Source organism: Pseudomonas sp. GWSMS-1 (assembly GCF_049847425.1).
Classification (GTDB): Bacteria; Pseudomonadota; Gammaproteobacteria; order Pseudomonadales; family Pseudomonadaceae; genus Aquipseudomonas.
This window is the reverse complement of record NZ_JBMHHV010000005.1, coordinates 244546-261364: the sequence shown is the minus strand read 5'-3', so window position 1 is coordinate 261364 and position 16819 is coordinate 244546. Positions and strand designations below refer to the sequence as shown.

Below are 16819 nucleotides of genomic sequence, written 5' to 3'. Positions count from 1 at the left end.
TTGCGTCAGAGATCAGGGGTAGGTTGCGCTTGCAACGCCGCCAGCAACGCCGCGGCACTCGCGCCGCGACAGTCCACAACAAATTGCGCACCAGCCGCACGGGCCATTTCGGCGACGCGCGGACTGGGTACAAACAAGGGTAGCAGGGCCAGCTGTGTCCAGGCCTCGGCAGCCAGCTCACGCAAATGCACAAAGCCCTGCCCACTGCTGACCATCAGGGCGTTCAAGTGTTCGGCCTCAACCTGTTTGGCCAGCGCCGCCGGCGGGTATTCCGGCAGCACCCGACGATACAGGGCGAGACAGTCCACCTGCACGCCTTGGCCGCGCAAACACTCGGCCATGTACTCTCGACCACCTTCACCACGCAAGATCAGCACCCGCGGATTAGCGGCCGCCGCCAGAGCTTGCTGAAATGGCGGCAGCGCCAGCAGCGCCTCACTGTCATCGGCTTGATCGGGGTAATGCACCTGCAGGCCATGCTCCTGAAGGATCTGCGCTGTAGCAGCACCAACACTGAACCAAGGCTGCGTGACAGGCATTGCCACCTGGTAGCGCTGCAATAGCTCGAGCCCCAGGCGCGCCGCCGGCTTACTCACTACGATCACGGCGCAGTAGCGGCTCAGCGCCGTAAGTGTGGCGCGAAGTTCGGCACACTCGCCCAGCGCCTCGATAGCCAGCAACGGCAAACTACTGCTGTAAATGCCCTGTTGGGCCAAGGTTGCAGCGAGCGCGGCCGACTCCTGAGTCGGCCGCGTTAGCAGCAAACGCCACCCTTTCACTCGGCTGCGGCCTCACCGTATACGGCTTGCAGAATGGCCTCTGCGCCCTGCGCTAGCAGGGCTTCAGCCACCGCAACGCCCAGCTGTTCGGCATCTGCGCTACTGGCGCGCTGCTCGGCGCGGAGCAGTTGCGAACCATCCGGCTGGCCGACCAAACCACGCAACCACAGCTGCTCACCTTCAAGCAGCGCATAGCAGGCGATCGGAACCTGGCAGCCACCGTTCAGGTGTTTGTTCAGCGCGCGCTCGGCCGTTACCCGCACCGCGGTGTCGCGGTGATGCAGAGGGGCCAACAGGGCATGGATTTCACTGTCGGCGCTGCGGCACTCAATCCCCACAGCCCCCTGACCGCCGGCCGGCAGGCTGTCTTCGGCGCTGATCGAGGCGCGAATACGGTTTTCGAAGCCAAGACGGATCAGGCCCGCTGCGGCGAGGATGATCGCGTCGTAATCGCCGGCATCCAGCTTGGCCAGGCGGGTGTTGACGTTGCCACGCAGGAACTGGATTTTCAGATCCGGCCGGCGCGCCAGCAGCTGCGCCTGGCGACGCAGGCTGGAGGTGCCGACCACACTGCCCGCGGGCAACGCATCAAGGCTGGCATAGGTGTTTGAAACGAAGGCGTCACGCGGGTCTTCACGCTCGCAGATGCAATACAGACCCAGGCCTTCAGGGAAGTCCATCGGCACATCCTTCATCGAATGCACGGCGATGTCGGCTTGGTTCTCCAGCAGCGCGGTTTCCAGCTCTTTAACAAACAGCCCCTTGCCGCCGATTTTCGCCAGCGGCGCGTCGAGCAGTTTGTCGCCACGGCTGACCATCGGCACCAGGCTGACCTTGAGGCCAGGGTGCGCGTGCTCCAAACGGGCTTTGACGTGTTCGGCCTGCCACAGGGCCAGGGCACTTTTACGGGTGGCAATGCGGATTTCGCGAGACATGAGCAATTCCAGAAAACGAACTGCCGAGGATAATAACAGGCTGGCCCACATCAGGCCTGCAACCGGACAGCCAATGCCCTTTCGCCTCTACGATTGGATTGCCGACGTGGAGCAGATCCAACCAGACGCTAAAGGTTGTGCATCAACTTGCGCACCCCAGCCACATGCCGGCGGCTGACAATCAGCGCCTCCTCGTCCATACCTTTGAGAAACAGCTGAAAATGCCCGAGTGGCGTGCGCTGTAGCCGCTCAATGCGCTCGCGTGCCACCAGGGCATTACGGTGAATCCGCACGAAGCGATCACCAAATTCGTCTTCCAGCGCCTTTAGTGGCTCATCCAGCAGCACTTCGCCGCCAGCGTGGCGCAGGGTCACGTATTTGTGATCGGCGATGAAATAGATCACCTGGTCCAGCGGGATCAGCTCGATCCCTTTGCGCGTACGCGCACTGATATGGCTGCGCGGGCCACCGCCACTGTCCCCCGCTGGGCGAGTCAATGCGGCCAGTTGCACGCGGTTGGGCCGCTCGGCTTTCTTCAGCGCTTCACTGAGGCTTTCCGCCCGCACCGGCTTGACCAGATAGCCCACCGCACTGACCTGGAAAGCTTCCAAGGCAAACTCGTCATGAGCCGTACAAAAAATCACCGCCGGCGGCGCCTCGCGCTCACACAGTTTGGCGGCCACCTGCAGCCCATCCATGCCAGGCATGCGGATATCCAAAAGCACCACATCCGGTTTCAGGCTGTCGATTAGGCTCAGGGCCTCCTCGCCGTTGCTGGCTGAGGGTTCAAGCACACGATAGCCATCGAGCTCGCCCACCATACGGCTTAGGCGCTCACGGGCCAGGGGTTCATCATCGACAATCAGGACATTCATAATGCACGGGCTTCCTGCTTGGGTCTCACACAAGGATAGCGTAGACACGCGAAATGGCGGCCGTCACGGCGCTCTACGCTAAGACTGGCCCGCGGGCCGAAAAGTGCCACCAGCCGCGCATCAATATTGCTCAGCGCCTGATGCGTGCCGTTCGATGGCGGTTGCTCGCCGAGTTGTTCGTATGGATTGCTCACGCACAGCTGAAATACCCCCTCGTGATAACTCGCCTCAACCCGCACCAAGCCACCTTCGATACGCGGCGCAATGCCGTAGATCAAGGCGTTTTCCAATAAGGGCTGCAACGTCAGTTGTGGAATCGGCAGATCGTCCGGCACGCCGGCCACCTCCCATTGCAACTGTAGACGCTCGCCGAGCCGATAGCGCTCAATCGACAAATATCGTTGCGCCAGCTCCAGCTCTTCACGCCAAGGCACCAGATTGCCGGGCTTGGCCAGGCTCGCGCGGAACAGGTCGGAGAGATCCAGCACCGCCTGCTCAGCCTTATAGGGGTCAACCACCACCAAGCTGGCAATGCTGTTCAGGCTGTTAAACAGAAAGTGCGGGCGGATGCGCGCCTGCAGTGACTCGATGCGCGCACGTAGCTCGGCCTGCTCCTGCTTACGCCATTGGCTTTGCAGATAGAAGTAGCGCAGCAGCAGCGCCGACATGATCAAGCTGATCAAGGCATGCCGCAGGTACAGGTTGACCTCGCCAATCCGCGGCAGCGGCCCGCCCAGCTCGTAATAATCGGCGACGGCGGTACAGCCCAATGTCAGCGCGACCACAATGGCGCAGCACAAGGCACCCGCCGTGGCGGCGCGCATGCGTGCCATCAAAGGCCGCAAACGGCACAGCACGGCGGCCGAGAGCAGCACGATCCACTGCACAAACAATGACGTTAGCGCCAGGCGCACCCAGTCAAAGCCCGGCAGCATGGGTTCGGCGAGCACCAGTACCAGCACCAGCAACTCGGCCAGCAACACCATGCTCAGCAACGCTTCCGGCTCGCACAGTTCAGGGACGAAGAAGTCATCGACCGGGAGAGGCTGCTTTTCTGATAACGGTTTTTTTATTTTCATCGCCGCAGTTTCCGCGTGAGCCGCCCCAGCAGCAAGATAGACCGCTACGGCCGGACAAAATAAAGCACCGAAATGCGCCCACCACAATAAAACTGTGAACGGCGCAACATTACCCGCCCTGGGCCACGCGGCAGCAGCCGATAACGCGACGCGGCGAATTTACCGGCCAGCCTGTTATTATCGGCACACTTTTCCGTCTTGCCGGCCGCCACGTGTGGCCAGCCCGTTTTAGCGCACCAGCGAGCGAAGCCCATGAGCACTGAAAAAACCAACCAATCCTGGGGCGGCCGCTTCAGCGAGCCCGTCGACGCCTTTGTTGCCCGTTTTACCGCCTCCGTCGAATTCGACAAGCGCCTGTATCGCCACGACATCATGGGCTCCATCGCCCACGCCACCATGCTGGCCAAGGTCGGCGTACTCAGCGATGGAGAGCGTGACGCCATCATCGAAGGCCTGAAGCAGATCCAGGGCGAAATCGAGGCGGGTCAGTTCGACTGGCGCGTCGACCTGGAAGACGTGCACATGAACATCGAAGCGCGCCTGACCGACCGCATCGGCGTCACCGGCAAAAAACTGCACACCGGGCGCAGTCGCAACGACCAAGTCGCGACGGACATTCGCCTGTGGCTGCGTGACGAAATTGACCTGATCCTCGGCGAAATCACCCGCCTGCAACAGGGCCTGCTGGAGCAGGCCGAGCGCGAAGCCGAGACCATAATGCCGGGCTTCACCCACCTGCAAACTGCGCAGCCCGTGACCTTCGGCCATCACCTGCTGGCCTGGTTTGAGATGCTCAGCCGCGACTACGAGCGCCTGGTCGACTGCCGCAAGCGCACCAACCGTATGCCCCTCGGCTCGGCCGCGCTGGCCGGCACCACCTATCCGATTCAGCGCGAAGTCACCGCGCAGCTGCTGGGCTTCGACGCAGTCGGCGGCAACTCGCTGGACGGCGTGTCGGATCGCGACTTTGCCATCGAATTCTGCGCCGCAGCCTCGATTGCCATGATGCACCTGTCGCGCTTCTCCGAAGAGCTGGTGCTGTGGACCAGCGCGCAGTTCCAGTTCATCGACCTGCCGGATCGCTTCTGCACCGGCAGCTCGATCATGCCGCAAAAGAAAAACCCTGACGTGCCGGAGCTGGTACGCGGCAAAACCGGCCGTGTATTCGGCGCGTTGATGGGCCTGCTGACCCTGATGAAAGGCCAACCGCTGGCCTACAACAAGGACAACCAGGAAGACAAAGAGCCGCTGTTCGACGCCGCCGACACCCTACGCGACTCGCTGCGCGCCTTCGCCGACATGATCCCGGCGATCAAACCCAAACACGCGATCATGCGTGAAGCGGCGCTGCGCGGTTTCTCCACCGCCACCGACCTCGCCGATTACCTGGTGCGCCGTGGCCTGCCGTTCCGTGACTGCCACGAGATCGTCGGCCACGCAGTGAAATACGGCGTGGACAGCGGTAAGGACCTGGCGGAAATGAGCCTGGAAGAGCTGCGGCAGTTCAGCGAGCAGATCGAGCAGGACGTGTTCGCCGTACTGACCCTGGAAGGCTCGGTGAATGCCCGCGACCATATCGGCGGCACCGCACCGAATCAGGTACGCGCCGCCGTGGTGCGTGGCAAAGCCCTGCTGGCTGAGCGGTAAGCCCCTCCCATGACCGATACAAAGCGCCCACGATTTCGCTTCTCCGCTGATCGAAACTCAGCAAGCCGTCGTGTGCGCTACATCGAAGGCACCCAGGAGGCAGAAGGGCTCTGCACCATTTGTCTCCTGGATGAGCACAATCCGCTGCCCGTTGAGAACACCACCATGGCCCTGCACATCCGCCCCGCAACCGTCGAAGACGCGGCCCTGATCTTGCGCTTTATCACCGACCTGGCGATCTATGAGAAAGCCGAACACGAGGTGAAAACCGATGTGGCCGGCATCCAGGCCAGTTTGTTTGGCCCTGACAGCACGTCGCACGCGCTGATTTGCGAGCAGGACGGCGTGCCGGTTGGCTATGCCGTATATTTTTTCAGCTATTCGACCTGGCTAGGCAAGCACGGAATCTACCTCGAAGACCTGTACGTCAGCCCCGACCACCGCAAAATCGGCGCTGGCAAGGCATTGCTCCGGCACCTCGCACAACTGGCCGTGAGCAAAGGGTGCGGCCGTCTGGAGTGGGCCGTACTGGACTGGAACACCCCCGCTATTGAGTTTTATGAGTCCTTCGGCGCCAAGCCCCAAGACGAATGGACCACCTACCGCCTGACTGGCCAAGCCTTGTTGAACTTTGCCCAGAGTTAGACCACCCCTTTCGGAGCACAAAATGAGCGAGCAAGACGACGAAGCGTTTGCCGAGGACACCCTGACCCAGGCCATTGAGAACCAACTCGAAGCGGGCGAGCCAGCCTTCGTCCAAGCCGTGCTGAACAAGTTGACCCTGGTCGGCTATGAGCGTGAGGCAATCATCGAGTTGATGGCGCTGGTGTTGGCCGATGAAATCGAGGTGATGTTGCGTGATGACCGCGCCTTTGACCTCGCCCGTTACGAGCAAGGCCTGCGCGCCCTGCCCGAGTTACCAGCACAAAACTGAAGCGCACTTGACCCAGGGCACTGTTCAAACGGGCTAGCAGGTTGTTACTGTCGGACAATCTGACCCCACAAGGCGCAGCACCGATGATGCATTGGCTTGAGCGAAGCGGCATGTTGCTCATCTTGCTCTGCTCACTGACCCCACCCGCGATCACGGCGGCCGAGCTCCCGCGCATTGGTGCAGAGGACGACTGGTATCCCTACACCGCTTGGCGTGATGGGCAGATCGTGGGTATGTCAGCAGACATTGTGCGCGCAGCCTTCGACAGCAGCGACACGCCGATCGAGCTCGCCTCTTACCCTTATCCGCGCTGCATGGAACTGGCCCGCACCGGCAGCCTGGTGGCGTGTTTCAACACCACCCCAAATCCACGCATCGAAGCGCAATTCCTCTTGCCACAGGAAATGCTGTTCAGTGATGACATCCTGCTCTGGGCGCGCAACGGCGCCCCACCCCTGGATAACCTTGATGACCTCGCCGGCAAGCGAGTGGCGGTAACCATCGGCTACACCTACGGCGCGCATTTTGACGCCCGCCAGGACATCCAGCGCGTACCGGTGCGCCGTGACCTCAATGGTTTTCTCATGCTGCAGCGTGACCGGGTCGATTACGTGGTCGCATTTCGCGGCACCACCCAGGCACTGATCCAGCAACATCCGCAGCTGGCCAATCACTTCGTCGCCCTGGCCACCGTCCACCAGCCGCAGCTCTACCTGACCTTCTCCCGCCACCACCCAGAGGCCCCAGCACTGCTGCAGCGCTTTGAGTTGGGTATGCGGCAGATAAGAAGCGACGGCACCTATCAGAAAATTCTTGAGCGCTGGCAGTTACCGGCTCGGCAAGCTGCAGCGCACACCACTACACTGCTGGACAGCCACGACAACAAGACGGAGTCACCATGAACGCATTTACTTCTGACCTGATCGACGAACTGGAAATACTCGCCTTGTACAACCTGAGCAACCACCTGGAAGGACTCAAAGTACACAACAATGCTTCGATCAAAGCCCAGAAGGCGATTACTCGCCTGCATGAGAAAGGCCTGATCAGCGAGGCAGACGGTGGCTACCTGACCAGCCTGGGCATTGATGCGGCCGAACATACCCAGGGCCTGCTGACCATCCTGTCACCCAAAGCCGCCTTACTGACATAAGCCACTTCAGCCACGTACGCGCCGGGCGATATGGCAGCAGACCCTCTGCCTTGTGCTGCACATCGCGCCCCACGGCCCAATACTGCTAGGCAGTTGTTCTCAGGCGTACCACCAGCCCACGTGCTGCGCCTGAGCGCCCCAACCGGACGGCACACACCTTGTTTCAACAGGTTCCAAGTACGGGAGCAGCTGATAGGCTTGCCCCAGATTCCCAGTGAGCATGAGCATGAGTCGCACCCAGGAAATTCGCCCGGACATTGAAGAGGGTATCGATCGTAAGGTCCTGACGCAGCTACGCGCACGCTTCCTCCACGTGAATCAAGGCCGCCTGCAGCGCGCCATGCAGGCTTTATCAACGCGCCAACAACTGGTGCTGAAACTGCTGCCGCTGCTGCTCCACGTCAACCATCCATTGCTGCCTGGCTATGTGTCCGCGCTAACCCCGGCCGGCCTTAGCGGCTTCGAGCCGGATGACGAGCTACTGTCTGAAGTGCAGCGCCTGACCCGCTCATTTGCCTACAAGCCGTATCGCGGTAAGCAGGCCCTGCCGATCCATGGTCTGTTTCTGATGGGCAGCCTGGGTACCGTGGCCCAGGCCGAGCAGAGCGACATGGACCTGTGGGTGTGCCACGCCAGTGACCTTAGTGCGCAACAAGTGCTTGAGCTGGGGAAGAAATGCGCACTACTGGAAAGCTGGGCCGCCACCTTTGGTGCCGAGGCGCACTTCTTTTTAATCGACCCCGCGCGCTTCACTCAGGGCGAGCGCGAAGCGCAACTGACCTCGGATGACTGCGGCACGACCCAGCACTACCTGCTGCTCGACGAGTTCTACCGCACTGCGATCTGGCTCGGTGGACGCACGCCACTGTGGTGGCTGGTGCCGGTGTATGAAGAACAGCGTTACCAGCACTACACCGACACCTTGCTGGCCAAGCGCTTTGTCCGCGCCGAAGACGTCATCGACCTCGGCCACCTGGCACGCATTCCGCCTGAAGAGTTTATCGGCGCGGGCATGTGGCAACTGTTTAAGGGCATCGAGTCACCCTATAAGTCGGTGCTTAAGCTGCTGCTGACCGAGGTCTATGCCAGCGAACACCCAAAGGTTGAATGCCTGGCGCTGCGCTTCAAGCAAGCAGTATTCGCCAACCGCCTGGATGTCGACGAGCTCGACCCCTATATCGTCGTCTACCGTCGCCTGGAGGAGTACCTCAAGACCCGTGGCGAGCATGAACGCCTGGAGCTGATCCGCCGCTGCCTGTACCTCAAGGTCGATAAAAAGCTCAGCCGCCCACCGCGCCACAACCGCAAGAGCTGGCAACGCCTGCTGCTCGAACGCCTGACCGGCGACTGGAACTGGGACAGCCGCCAACTGGCCATGCTCGACAGCCGCAGCCAATGGAAGGTGCGCCAGGTCAGCGCCGAGCGGCGCATGCTGGTTAATGAGCTGACCTACAGCTACCGTTTTCTCTCGCAATTCGCCCGTAACGCAGACGTGGGTAGCTCACTCAACAGCCGCGATCTGGGCATTCTCGGTCGCCGCCTGTATGCCGCCTTCGAGCGTAAGGCCGGCAAGATCGAATTTATCAACCCCGGCATCGCCCCAGACCTCGGCGAAGACACCCTGACCCTGGCGCAGAGCCCCAGCCCGGATGAACCCAATGAAACCCTCTGGGCGCTCTACAGTGGCAGTGTTAACGCACAAGACCTGGCAGATTTCTCGCCGCTCAAACGCTCGCGCGAGCTGATCGAGCTGCTCGCCTGGTGCCAGCGCAACGGCGTGATCGACAACAGCACGCGGCTGTCGCTGCACCCTGGTAGCAGCGACCTGACTGAGTATGAGCTGTCCAATCTACTCAGCAGCCTGCAACAGGTCATACCGCTGCCGCTGCCCGCGGTCGACGAAGCCGCCCTGCTCAGTGCCAGTGTGCCCAAAGAGGTGCTGCTGCTGATCAACGTCGGTATCGACCCGCTGAAACAGTTCAGCCAGATGAACATGCACATGACCAGCGAGCGCACCGATGCGCTGGGCTATTCCGGGGTGCGTGAGAACCTGATTCTGACCCTCGACCAAATCACCCTGAACAGCTGGAACGAGTTACTGGTCACCCGTTATGACGGCCCGACGGCACTGCTCGACTGCCTGCGCGACTTCCTCAACGCCCTGCCAGCCAGCGGCCAAAAACCTAATTTGCAGGTGCGCTGCTTCTGCCGCAACCGCGCCACGGCGATAGCCGAACGGGTCGAGGAGCTGTTCCGCGAAACCCTTGCCAGCTTCAGCAGCCAACAGGCCAACCGCTACCTGCTGCAAATCAAACAGCAGTATCACTTACTCGAACTGAAGCCCGGCCACGTCAGCCACAGCAGCCTAAAAGACCTGCCCACATTGATCGAACACTTGGGCGAAGAGCTGCCCGGCTACAGCGATTTGCACCTGGACCGCAGCGCCTTGGAAGGTGAAGACCTGGCGCTGATCCTGCCCTTGGGGCGGCCGCAGTGCATCCAAGTGTTCTACCGGCTGAACGAAGCCAGCGCCACGGCCGAGCTGAGCGTGCTCGATGAGCACAACGCGCTATGGCGTCAGCAGATGCCGTACCGTGACGAACAAAGCCTGCTGACCCCACTGCAACGCTTTCTGCAATCAGTGCTGTACCGGCGCAACGCCCTGCTGCCGCTGGATAACCTGCCAGCACATCAGCCGCTGGAGATTCTCTATTACCAAGTGCTGCCGGATGCGCCGTTACGCGCGCAGCGTCTGGAGCGGCGAGCGCCGCCGCTGTCACCGATCAGCCACCCGTTTTATGACGTGCAAGCCATTGTCGAGCCAGGCGATAGCAAAAAATCTCCGGGAGAGATTTTTGATGTCGCGAAGCGACGGCCCACAGGGTGGTCGCCAGGGATGGCAGGCCACAAGCGCACGCACGTCACGCTGTACTGTAACCACCGGGAGTTTTCTGAATTGGAATACGCCGGCGACTTGTTCGCCGCCGTCGCCCAGCACATCCTCGCGCAACGCCGTGATAGCGCGCGCTACCCCTGCTACATCACCGACCTGGATCTATCAGCCGTGCTCGGCGAGGGGCATATGCAGAGCGTGCATTACCTGCGCTACAAGAGCCGCCTGGAAGCGGCACTCAATCAGGCCCTGCAGAAAGCCTGAGTTCGTTGGTTAGGCGCGGTTATATTCGCCCGCCGCTTCCGGCTGGTATTCCACCGCCAGCAGGGTCAGCTTGAGCACTTTGCCGCTGGGCGTAACCCAGTCGATATGCTGACCCACAGACAGGCCGAGCAGGGCTGTGCCAACCGGCGCCAGCACCGACACACAGCCTTCGCCACCCGCGTCCTGCGGGTAGACCAAGGTCAGGTGGTAATCCTTACCACTGCTTTCTTCGCGGCAATGCACCCGCGAATTCATGGTCACTACCCCGGCCGGCACTTCGTCATGACCCACCACATCGGCACGATCAAGTTCGGCCTGCAACGCGACGGCATTGGGGCCGAAATCGTCGAGACTGTCGAGCAGATGCTCCAAGCGCTGCAGGTCAAGACGGGTGATGGTGAGCGAAGAGGTGCTGGTCATGGTGCGGGTATATCCCCTTTACGGATCGTGAAAAAAGCAAAACCCCATCACGAAGACGGGGTTTTGCAAGATTTTGCTGACCGTACCACAGCCACTCAAATAAACAAGACCGCCCGGTCAAGGGTTCTCGCTGCGCCGCTGCAAGCGTGCCTCAGCCGCCGCGCAGATCGCGCGCTGGCGCAGCCGATCGGCCTTGCTCCAGTCGAGAATGTCCTGCAGCGTACGGCCACAACCCAGGCAGATATCCTGCTCATCCAGGCAGCACTGGCGGCGGCAGGGCGATGCGACCTGCTCGCCCATCGCCTCAGAGTTCTTCGAACTCAAGGTCGGCACCCGATTGCTCAAGCGTGATACGTACCAGCATTTCGCCCAGCTGCTCGTCGCTGCTGTCGCAGATCCAGCGCTCGCTGGCCGGGTCGTAATCGAAATGGAAGCCACCGGAACGTGCCGCCAGCCAGAGCTGACGCAGGGGCTCCTGGCGGCTGAAGATCAACTGCGTGCCGTTCTCGAAACGTACGGTCAGCACCCCGGCCGAGTTTTCCAGATCAAGGTCCAGGTCGCAGTCATCGAAAATATCTTCCACCGCCTGTTGGGTGGCATCGACCAGATCGTGAAAGCGGGCTTCGGTCAAACTCATTACGACATACCTCAAAAAATTCAGCGACTACAAAAAGCCTTGGATCGCGAGTGCTATGAAAGCGCGGCGGTTAGGCAAGGCGCCAGTAGGTGAGAAACGCAGCGCAGCATAGTAACAGCCAACGCTTGCGCCACAGGGGTGAACGGATTGAAGGATAACCCGGCCTCGCGCAAACGCCGCAGCAGGGTACGCGGACTCATTGGCAAACGCCCCAGGTAATCGAGCAAACCTTGCCAGCAGGCGACGCAAGCCGAACGGTTCACGACTATGGAGCTGTCTATCCAGGCGCCTGATAACGGGTGCCGAGCACTCTCTCCCACGCAACAAGCAAGGCCGCGCCAGACGGGACCCCTGGCGCATAGGCAAGGCGTCGGGGGCTCGGTATACTCCGGCGCAATCATGCTTTTTACAGGGATTTCATCATGAAGCGGTTGTTTACTGCCCTCTTCACCGTGGTTGCTATCAGCTCACTGCTCGCTGGCTGCGGCCAGAAAGGCCCGCTGTTCCTGCCGGAAGAAAGCGCGTCCGTGGCCGCACAGGCGGAACCCGCTACTGAACCTGCACAAACCGAATAAGGACAGCGCATGAACGCCTTCAACTACCGCGACGGTACGCTGTTCGCGGAAGGGGTGGCGTTGTCCGCCATCGCCCAACGCTTCGGCACGCCGACTTACGTCTATTCCCGTGCACATATCGAAGCCCAGTACCGCGCCTATGCTGATGCCCTGCAGGGCATGCCGCATCTGGTCTGCTTCGCCGTCAAAGCCAACTCCAATATCGGTGTGCTGAATGTCCTGGCGCGCCTTGGCGCTGGTTTTGACATCGTCTCCCGTGGCGAACTGGAGCGTGTATTGGCCGCCGGTGGCGACGCGAACAAGATCGTCTTCTCCGGTGTCGGCAAGAGCCGCGACGACATGCGTCGCGCCCTGGAAGTCGGCGTGCACTGCTTCAACGTCGAGTCCACTGACGAGCTGGAACGCCTGCAAGTGGTGGCTGCTGAACTGGGCCAGACTGCGGCCATCTCGCTGCGGGTCAACCCGGATGTGGACGCGGGTACGCACCCGTACATTTCCACCGGGCTGAAAGAGAACAAATTTGGTATCGCCATCAGCGATGCCCCGGCCGTATACGCCCGCGCCGCAGCGCTGCCAAACCTGCAGGTGGTGGGCGTCGATTGCCATATCGGCTCGCAACTGACCACGCTGCCACCGTTCCTCGATGCCCTCGACCGCCTGCTCGCACTGATCGACAACCTGGCCGGTCAAGGCATCCAGATCAAGCACCTGGACTTGGGCGGCGGCCTCGGCGTGCAGTACCGCGACGAACAGCCACCGCTGGCCGGCGATTACATAAAAGCGGTACGTGAGCGCATTGCCGGGCGTGAGTTGAAGCTGGTATTCGAGCCAGGCCGCTCGATTGTCGCCAACGCCGGCGTATTGCTGACCCAGGTCGAATACCTCAAGCACACCGAGCACAAAGACTTTGCCATCGTCGACGCGGCGATGAACGACCTGATCCGCCCAGCGCTGTACCAAGCTTGGATGGATGTGATCGCCGTGCAGCCGCGTGCCGGTGCGACGCGCAATTACGACATCGTCGGGCCGATTTGCGAAACCGGCGATTTCCTCGCCAAGGACCGCGAGCTGGCCCTGGCCGAAGGCGACCTGCTGGCCGTGTGCTCAGCCGGTGCTTATGGCTTTGTCATGAGTTCCAACTACAACACCCGCGGCCGCGCCGCCGAGGTGATGGTGGATGGCGAACAGGTCTTCGAAGTGCGTCGTCGCGAGACGCTCAGCGAGCTTTTTGCAGGCGAACACTGCCTGCCGCCCGCGAGCTAAAAGGACGAGTTCATGTTATTGCGTTTTACCAAGATGCACGGCCTCGGCAATGACTTCATGGTCCTTGACCTGATCAGCCAGCACGCGCACATACAGCCGAAAAACGCCAAGCAATGGGGCGATCGCCACACCGGCGTGGGCTTCGATCAGCTGCTGCTGGTCGAGCCGCCGAGCAACCCGGACGTGGACTTCCGTTACCGCATCTTCAATGCCGACGGCTCGGAAGTGGAGCAGTGCGGCAACGGCGCGCGCTGCTTCGCCCGCTTCGTGCTGGACAAGCGCCTGACGGTGAAAAAACAGATCCGCGTGGAAACCAAGGGCGGCATTATCGAGCTGGACGTGCGCAGCGACGGGCAGATCAGCGTCAACATGGGGGCACCGCGCCTGGTCCCGGCGGACATCCCCTTCCAGGCCGAACAGCAGGCGTTGAGCTACAGCGTTGCCGTCGACGGGCAGACCGTTGAGTTGGCCGCGGTGTCCATGGGTAACCCGCATGCCGTGCTGCGCGTCGACAGCGTCGATAGCGCGCCGGTGCACAGCCTGGGGCCGAAGCTCGAACACCACCCGCGCTTCCCGCAACGGGTTAATGTTGGCTTCCTGCAAGTGCTTGACCGTCACCGCGCCAAGCTGCGCGTGTGGGAGCGTGGCGCCGGGGAAACCCAGGCCTGCGGCACCGGTGCCTGCGCCGCGGCGGTAGCGGCGATCAGCCAGGGCTGGATGGACTCGCCGGTGCAGATTGAGTTGCCCGGCGGCAAACTGAGCATTGAATGGGCAGGCCCGGGCCAGCCCGTTATGATGACCGGCCCCGCTGTACGCGTGTACGAAGGACAGGTTCGTCTATGACCGATAAGCAGGATTCACCCAAGCCACTGGATTCGGAGACAGTTGCCGCCTACCTGCGCCTGCATCCGGAGTTCTTTATCGATCACGACGAGTTGATCCCCGAGCTGCGTATCCCGCACCAACGTGGCGACACCGTGTCGCTGGTCGAGCGCCAGGTGAAGCTGCTGCGCGAGCGCAATATCGAAATGCGTCAGCGCCTCTCGCAATTGATGGATGTGGCCCGCGACAACGACCGCCTGTTCGACAAGACCCGCCGCCTGGTGCTCGACCTGCTCGACGCCAACAGCCTGGAAGAAGTGGTCAGCTGCGTGGAAGACAGCCTGCGCAGCGAGTTTCAGGTGCCCTTCGTTAGTCTGATCCTGTTCAGTGAAGCGCCGTTACCCGTTGGCCGTTCAGTCAGCAGCGCCGAAGCGCACCAGGCTGTCGGCAGCCTGCTGGCGGGCGGCAAGACCATCTGCGGCGTACTGCGTGAGCATGAGTTGAATTTCCTATTCGGCAGCAAGGACGGCAAACAGGTCGGCTCGGCTGCGGTGGTCAGCATCACTCATCAAGGCCTGCATGGTGTGCTGGCGATTGGCAGCAGCGATCCACAGCATTACAAAAGCTCGCTGGGCACCCTATTTCTCGGCTATATCGCCGAAGTCCTGGCCCGTGTCGTGCCCGGTTTTGCCACACCCTTGCGCTCGGTGCGTTAACCGACGCAGCGACCGCACCGCAGGGAGCCTCCATGCAAGACCTCCTGGACGCCTACCTCGAACATCTGCGCAGTGAGCGCCAGCTCTCCTCGCACACCCTGATCGGCTATCGGCACGACCTGAGCACGCTCTTGGCGTTGTGTGCGCCCGAGCACATTGACCGCTGGTCTGCGCTCGACAGCGCGCGACTGCGGCGCATGGTCGGACGCCTGCACATGCAAGGGCAATCCAGCCGCAGCTTGGCGCGCCTGCTTTCCGCGACCCGCGGCCTGTACCGTTACCTGATTCGCGAAGGCCACTGCGAAAGCGACCCCGCCAGCGGCCTGATGCCGCCCAAAGGCGAACGCCGCCTACCGAAAACCCTGGACGCCGACCGCACGGCACAACTGCTCGACGGCGCCCTGGAAGACGACTTTATCGCCCTGCGCGACCAGGCCATGCTGGAGCTGTTCTATTCCTCCGGCTTGCGCCTGTCGGAGCTGGTCAGCCTCAACCTGGACGGCCTCGACCTGCCTGCCGGTCTGGTACGCGTCACCGGTAAAGGCAACAAAACCCGCGAGCTGCCCATTGGCCGCATGGCACGTCAGGCCATGGAGCAATGGTTGCCGTTACGGGCCCTGGCCAAGCCTGCCGATGGCGCTGTGTTTATCAGCCAGCAAGGCCGGCGCATTGGCCCGCGTGCAGTGCAGCTGCGCGTACGCCAGGCAGGCGTGCGCGAGCTGGGCCAGCACCTGCATCCGCATATGCTGCGTCACAGCTTCGCCAGCCATATGCTGGAGTCGTCCCAAGACTTGCGCGCGGTGCAGGAACTGCTCGGCCATGCTGACATCGCCACCACCCAGATATACACCCACCTGGATTTCCAGCACCTGGCTACGGTCTATGACCAGGCTCACCCACGGGCCAAACGCAAAGGCAGTACAGAATGAGTATTCAGCTGATCACATTCGACCTCGACGACACGCTGTGGGATGTCACGCCGGTGATGCAGGACGCTGAGGCGGCGCTGCGCAACTGGCTGGCTCTGCACGCGCCGCGCCTCGGCGCTGTGCCGGTGGAGCATCTGTGGTCAATTCGTGCCAGCCTGCTGCTGGCCGAACCGATGCTCAAGCACCGCCTCAGCGAGCTGCGTCGGCGCATCCTCCTGCATGCCCTGGCAGACGCGGGTTACCCGCACAGCGAGGCACAGGCGCTGGCCGAAGCCGGCTTTCAGATCTTTCTCGCGGCGCGCCATCAGGTCGAACTGTTCGCTGAGGTGCACCCCACACTTGAAGCCCTGGCCAATCGCTTTCAGCTTGGGGTCATCACCAACGGTAACGCCGATGTGCGCCGCCTCGGCCTGGCGGACTACTTTCAATTCGCCCTCTGCGCCGAAGAGTTGGGCGTCGGCAAACCCGACCCTAAACCGTTCACAGAAGCCCTGAAGCGCGCCGGCATTGCCGCCGAACACGCGTTGCATATTGGCGACCATCCCAGCGATGATATTGCCGGGGCTCAGGCGGCGGGTCTGCGCGCCATCTGGTTCAACCCCCAGGGCAAACCCTGGGAGGCCGACAATCACCCGGATGGGCAGATCCGCAGCTTGGCAGAATTGCCGGCCTTGCTGCACAGCTGGAGCTGAGCGGCGAGCATATAGGGCGCAAGGTTTAGGTTGGGTTAGCGGCCATCCCCAGCGCGTGCACGCCACCGATTCAGGTGCCGCGTAACCCAACAGCTCTCCGGCAGACACGCAGCAGTGATGGGTGACACCGCCCCAGAAATACGCCTTTGCCAAAGATCGCCACCGCGGCTAAGCCTGCCTACGACCCGAGCACCCACAAAAAAGCC

General features: G+C 61.8%; 19 protein-coding genes. 12 read left to right on the top strand and 7 right to left on the bottom strand.

Features of this window, described 5'->3' with window-relative positions:
- Positions 1-5: 5 nt before the first annotated feature.
- From ACEPAJ_RS04550 to ACEPAJ_RS04535, 4 genes are all read right to left on the bottom strand, one after another.
- Complete coding sequence (locus tag ACEPAJ_RS04550; RefSeq protein WP_425913786.1) at positions 6-779, bottom strand: uroporphyrinogen-III synthase; 774 nt, start codon at positions 777-779, stop codon at positions 6-8.
- The gene (gene hemC, locus ACEPAJ_RS04545) at positions 776-1714 is read right to left on the bottom strand and encodes a hydroxymethylbilane synthase (RefSeq protein WP_425913784.1); all 939 of its coding nucleotides are present in this window, start codon (positions 1712-1714) and stop codon (positions 776-778) included. The genes ACEPAJ_RS04550 and hemC overlap by 4 nt, the downstream gene beginning before the upstream one ends.
- A gap of 128 nt (positions 1715-1842) precedes the next feature.
- A complete protein-coding gene (locus tag ACEPAJ_RS04540) occupies positions 1843-2589 on the bottom strand; it encodes a LytR/AlgR family response regulator transcription factor (RefSeq protein ID WP_425913782.1) in 747 nt (248 codons plus the stop codon).
- Positions 2586-3668, bottom strand: a complete 1083-nt coding sequence (locus ACEPAJ_RS04535) for a sensor histidine kinase (protein ID WP_425913781.1) — start codon at positions 3666-3668, stop codon at positions 2586-2588. Before ACEPAJ_RS04535 ends, ACEPAJ_RS04540 begins: the two co-directional genes overlap by 4 nt.
- A 252-nt stretch (positions 3669-3920) precedes the next feature.
- Between ACEPAJ_RS04535 and argH the strand changes: the two genes are divergently transcribed.
- The 6 genes from argH to ACEPAJ_RS04505 all read left to right on the top strand — a co-directional run bounded on the left by argH (position 3921) and on the right by ACEPAJ_RS04505 (position 10559).
- Positions 3921-5315, top strand: coding sequence for an argininosuccinate lyase (argH, locus tag ACEPAJ_RS04530; RefSeq protein ID WP_425913780.1), 1395 nt, complete (start codon positions 3921-3923; stop codon positions 5313-5315).
- A gap of 165 nt (positions 5316-5480) precedes the next feature.
- Positions 5481-5960 carry a GNAT family N-acetyltransferase gene (locus ACEPAJ_RS04525; protein WP_425917937.1) on the top strand — a complete coding sequence of 160 codons (480 nt, stop codon included), beginning with the start codon at positions 5481-5483 and terminating at the stop codon, positions 5958-5960.
- Between the two features lie 22 nt (positions 5961-5982).
- Positions 5983-6249, top strand: a complete 267-nt coding sequence (locus ACEPAJ_RS04520; RefSeq protein ID WP_274088212.1) for a hypothetical protein — start codon at positions 5983-5985, stop codon at positions 6247-6249.
- Positions 6250-6359: 110 nt separating this feature from the next.
- Positions 6360-7151 (top strand): substrate-binding periplasmic protein, encoded by a 792-nt coding sequence (locus ACEPAJ_RS04515; RefSeq protein ID WP_425913779.1) that lies wholly within the window; start codon positions 6360-6362, stop codon positions 7149-7151.
- Entirely contained in the window at positions 7148-7402 is a 255-nt protein-coding gene (locus tag ACEPAJ_RS04510) for a TIGR02647 family protein (protein WP_274088210.1), read from the top strand. Before ACEPAJ_RS04515 ends, ACEPAJ_RS04510 begins: the two co-directional genes overlap by 4 nt.
- Before the next feature lie 226 nt (positions 7403-7628).
- Positions 7629-10559 carry a class I adenylate cyclase gene (locus ACEPAJ_RS04505; protein WP_425913777.1) on the top strand — a complete coding sequence of 977 codons (2931 nt, stop codon included), beginning with the start codon at positions 7629-7631 and terminating at the stop codon, positions 10557-10559.
- A gap of 9 nt (positions 10560-10568) precedes the next feature.
- Here the strand turns inward: ACEPAJ_RS04505 and rnk are convergent, their stop codons facing one another.
- The 3 genes from rnk to cyaY all read right to left on the bottom strand — a co-directional run bounded on the left by rnk (position 10569) and on the right by cyaY (position 11616).
- A complete protein-coding gene (rnk, locus tag ACEPAJ_RS04500; RefSeq protein WP_425913775.1) occupies positions 10569-10979 on the bottom strand; it encodes a nucleoside diphosphate kinase regulator in 411 nt (136 codons plus the stop codon).
- Positions 10980-11096: 117 nt separating this feature from the next.
- Positions 11097-11279, bottom strand: coding sequence for a DUF1289 domain-containing protein (locus tag ACEPAJ_RS04495; RefSeq protein ID WP_425917935.1), 183 nt, complete (start codon positions 11277-11279; stop codon positions 11097-11099).
- A gap of 4 nt (positions 11280-11283) precedes the next feature.
- The gene (gene cyaY / locus ACEPAJ_RS04490) at positions 11284-11616 is read right to left on the bottom strand and encodes an iron donor protein CyaY (RefSeq protein ID WP_425913774.1); all 333 of its coding nucleotides are present in this window, start codon (positions 11614-11616) and stop codon (positions 11284-11286) included.
- Positions 11617-12038: 422 nt separating this feature from the next.
- Here cyaY and lptM point away from each other — a divergent pair, with 422 nt between their 5' ends.
- From lptM to ACEPAJ_RS04460, 6 genes are read left to right on the top strand one after another with little or no spacing between them, the layout of a single operon-like run.
- The gene (lptM, locus tag ACEPAJ_RS04485) at positions 12039-12191 is read left to right on the top strand and encodes an LPS translocon maturation chaperone LptM (RefSeq protein WP_274088206.1); all 153 of its coding nucleotides are present in this window, start codon (positions 12039-12041) and stop codon (positions 12189-12191) included.
- 9 nt (positions 12192-12200) lie between these two features.
- A complete protein-coding gene (gene lysA / locus ACEPAJ_RS04480) occupies positions 12201-13454 on the top strand; it encodes a diaminopimelate decarboxylase (protein ID WP_425913772.1) in 1254 nt (417 codons plus the stop codon).
- Between the two features lie 12 nt (positions 13455-13466).
- Entirely contained in the window at positions 13467-14297 is an 831-nt protein-coding gene (dapF, locus tag ACEPAJ_RS04475) for a diaminopimelate epimerase (RefSeq protein WP_425913770.1), read from the top strand.
- Entirely contained in the window at positions 14294-14992 is a 699-nt protein-coding gene (locus tag ACEPAJ_RS04470) for a DUF484 family protein (protein WP_274088203.1), read from the top strand. Before dapF ends, ACEPAJ_RS04470 begins: the two co-directional genes overlap by 4 nt.
- A gap of 32 nt (positions 14993-15024) precedes the next feature.
- Positions 15025-15921 carry a tyrosine recombinase XerC gene (gene xerC, locus ACEPAJ_RS04465; RefSeq protein ID WP_425913768.1) on the top strand — a complete coding sequence of 299 codons (897 nt, stop codon included), beginning with the start codon at positions 15025-15027 and terminating at the stop codon, positions 15919-15921.
- The gene (locus tag ACEPAJ_RS04460; protein WP_425913767.1) at positions 15918-16613 is read left to right on the top strand and encodes an HAD family hydrolase; all 696 of its coding nucleotides are present in this window, start codon (positions 15918-15920) and stop codon (positions 16611-16613) included. Before xerC ends, ACEPAJ_RS04460 begins: the two co-directional genes overlap by 4 nt.
- Positions 16614-16819 lie beyond the last annotated feature (206 nt).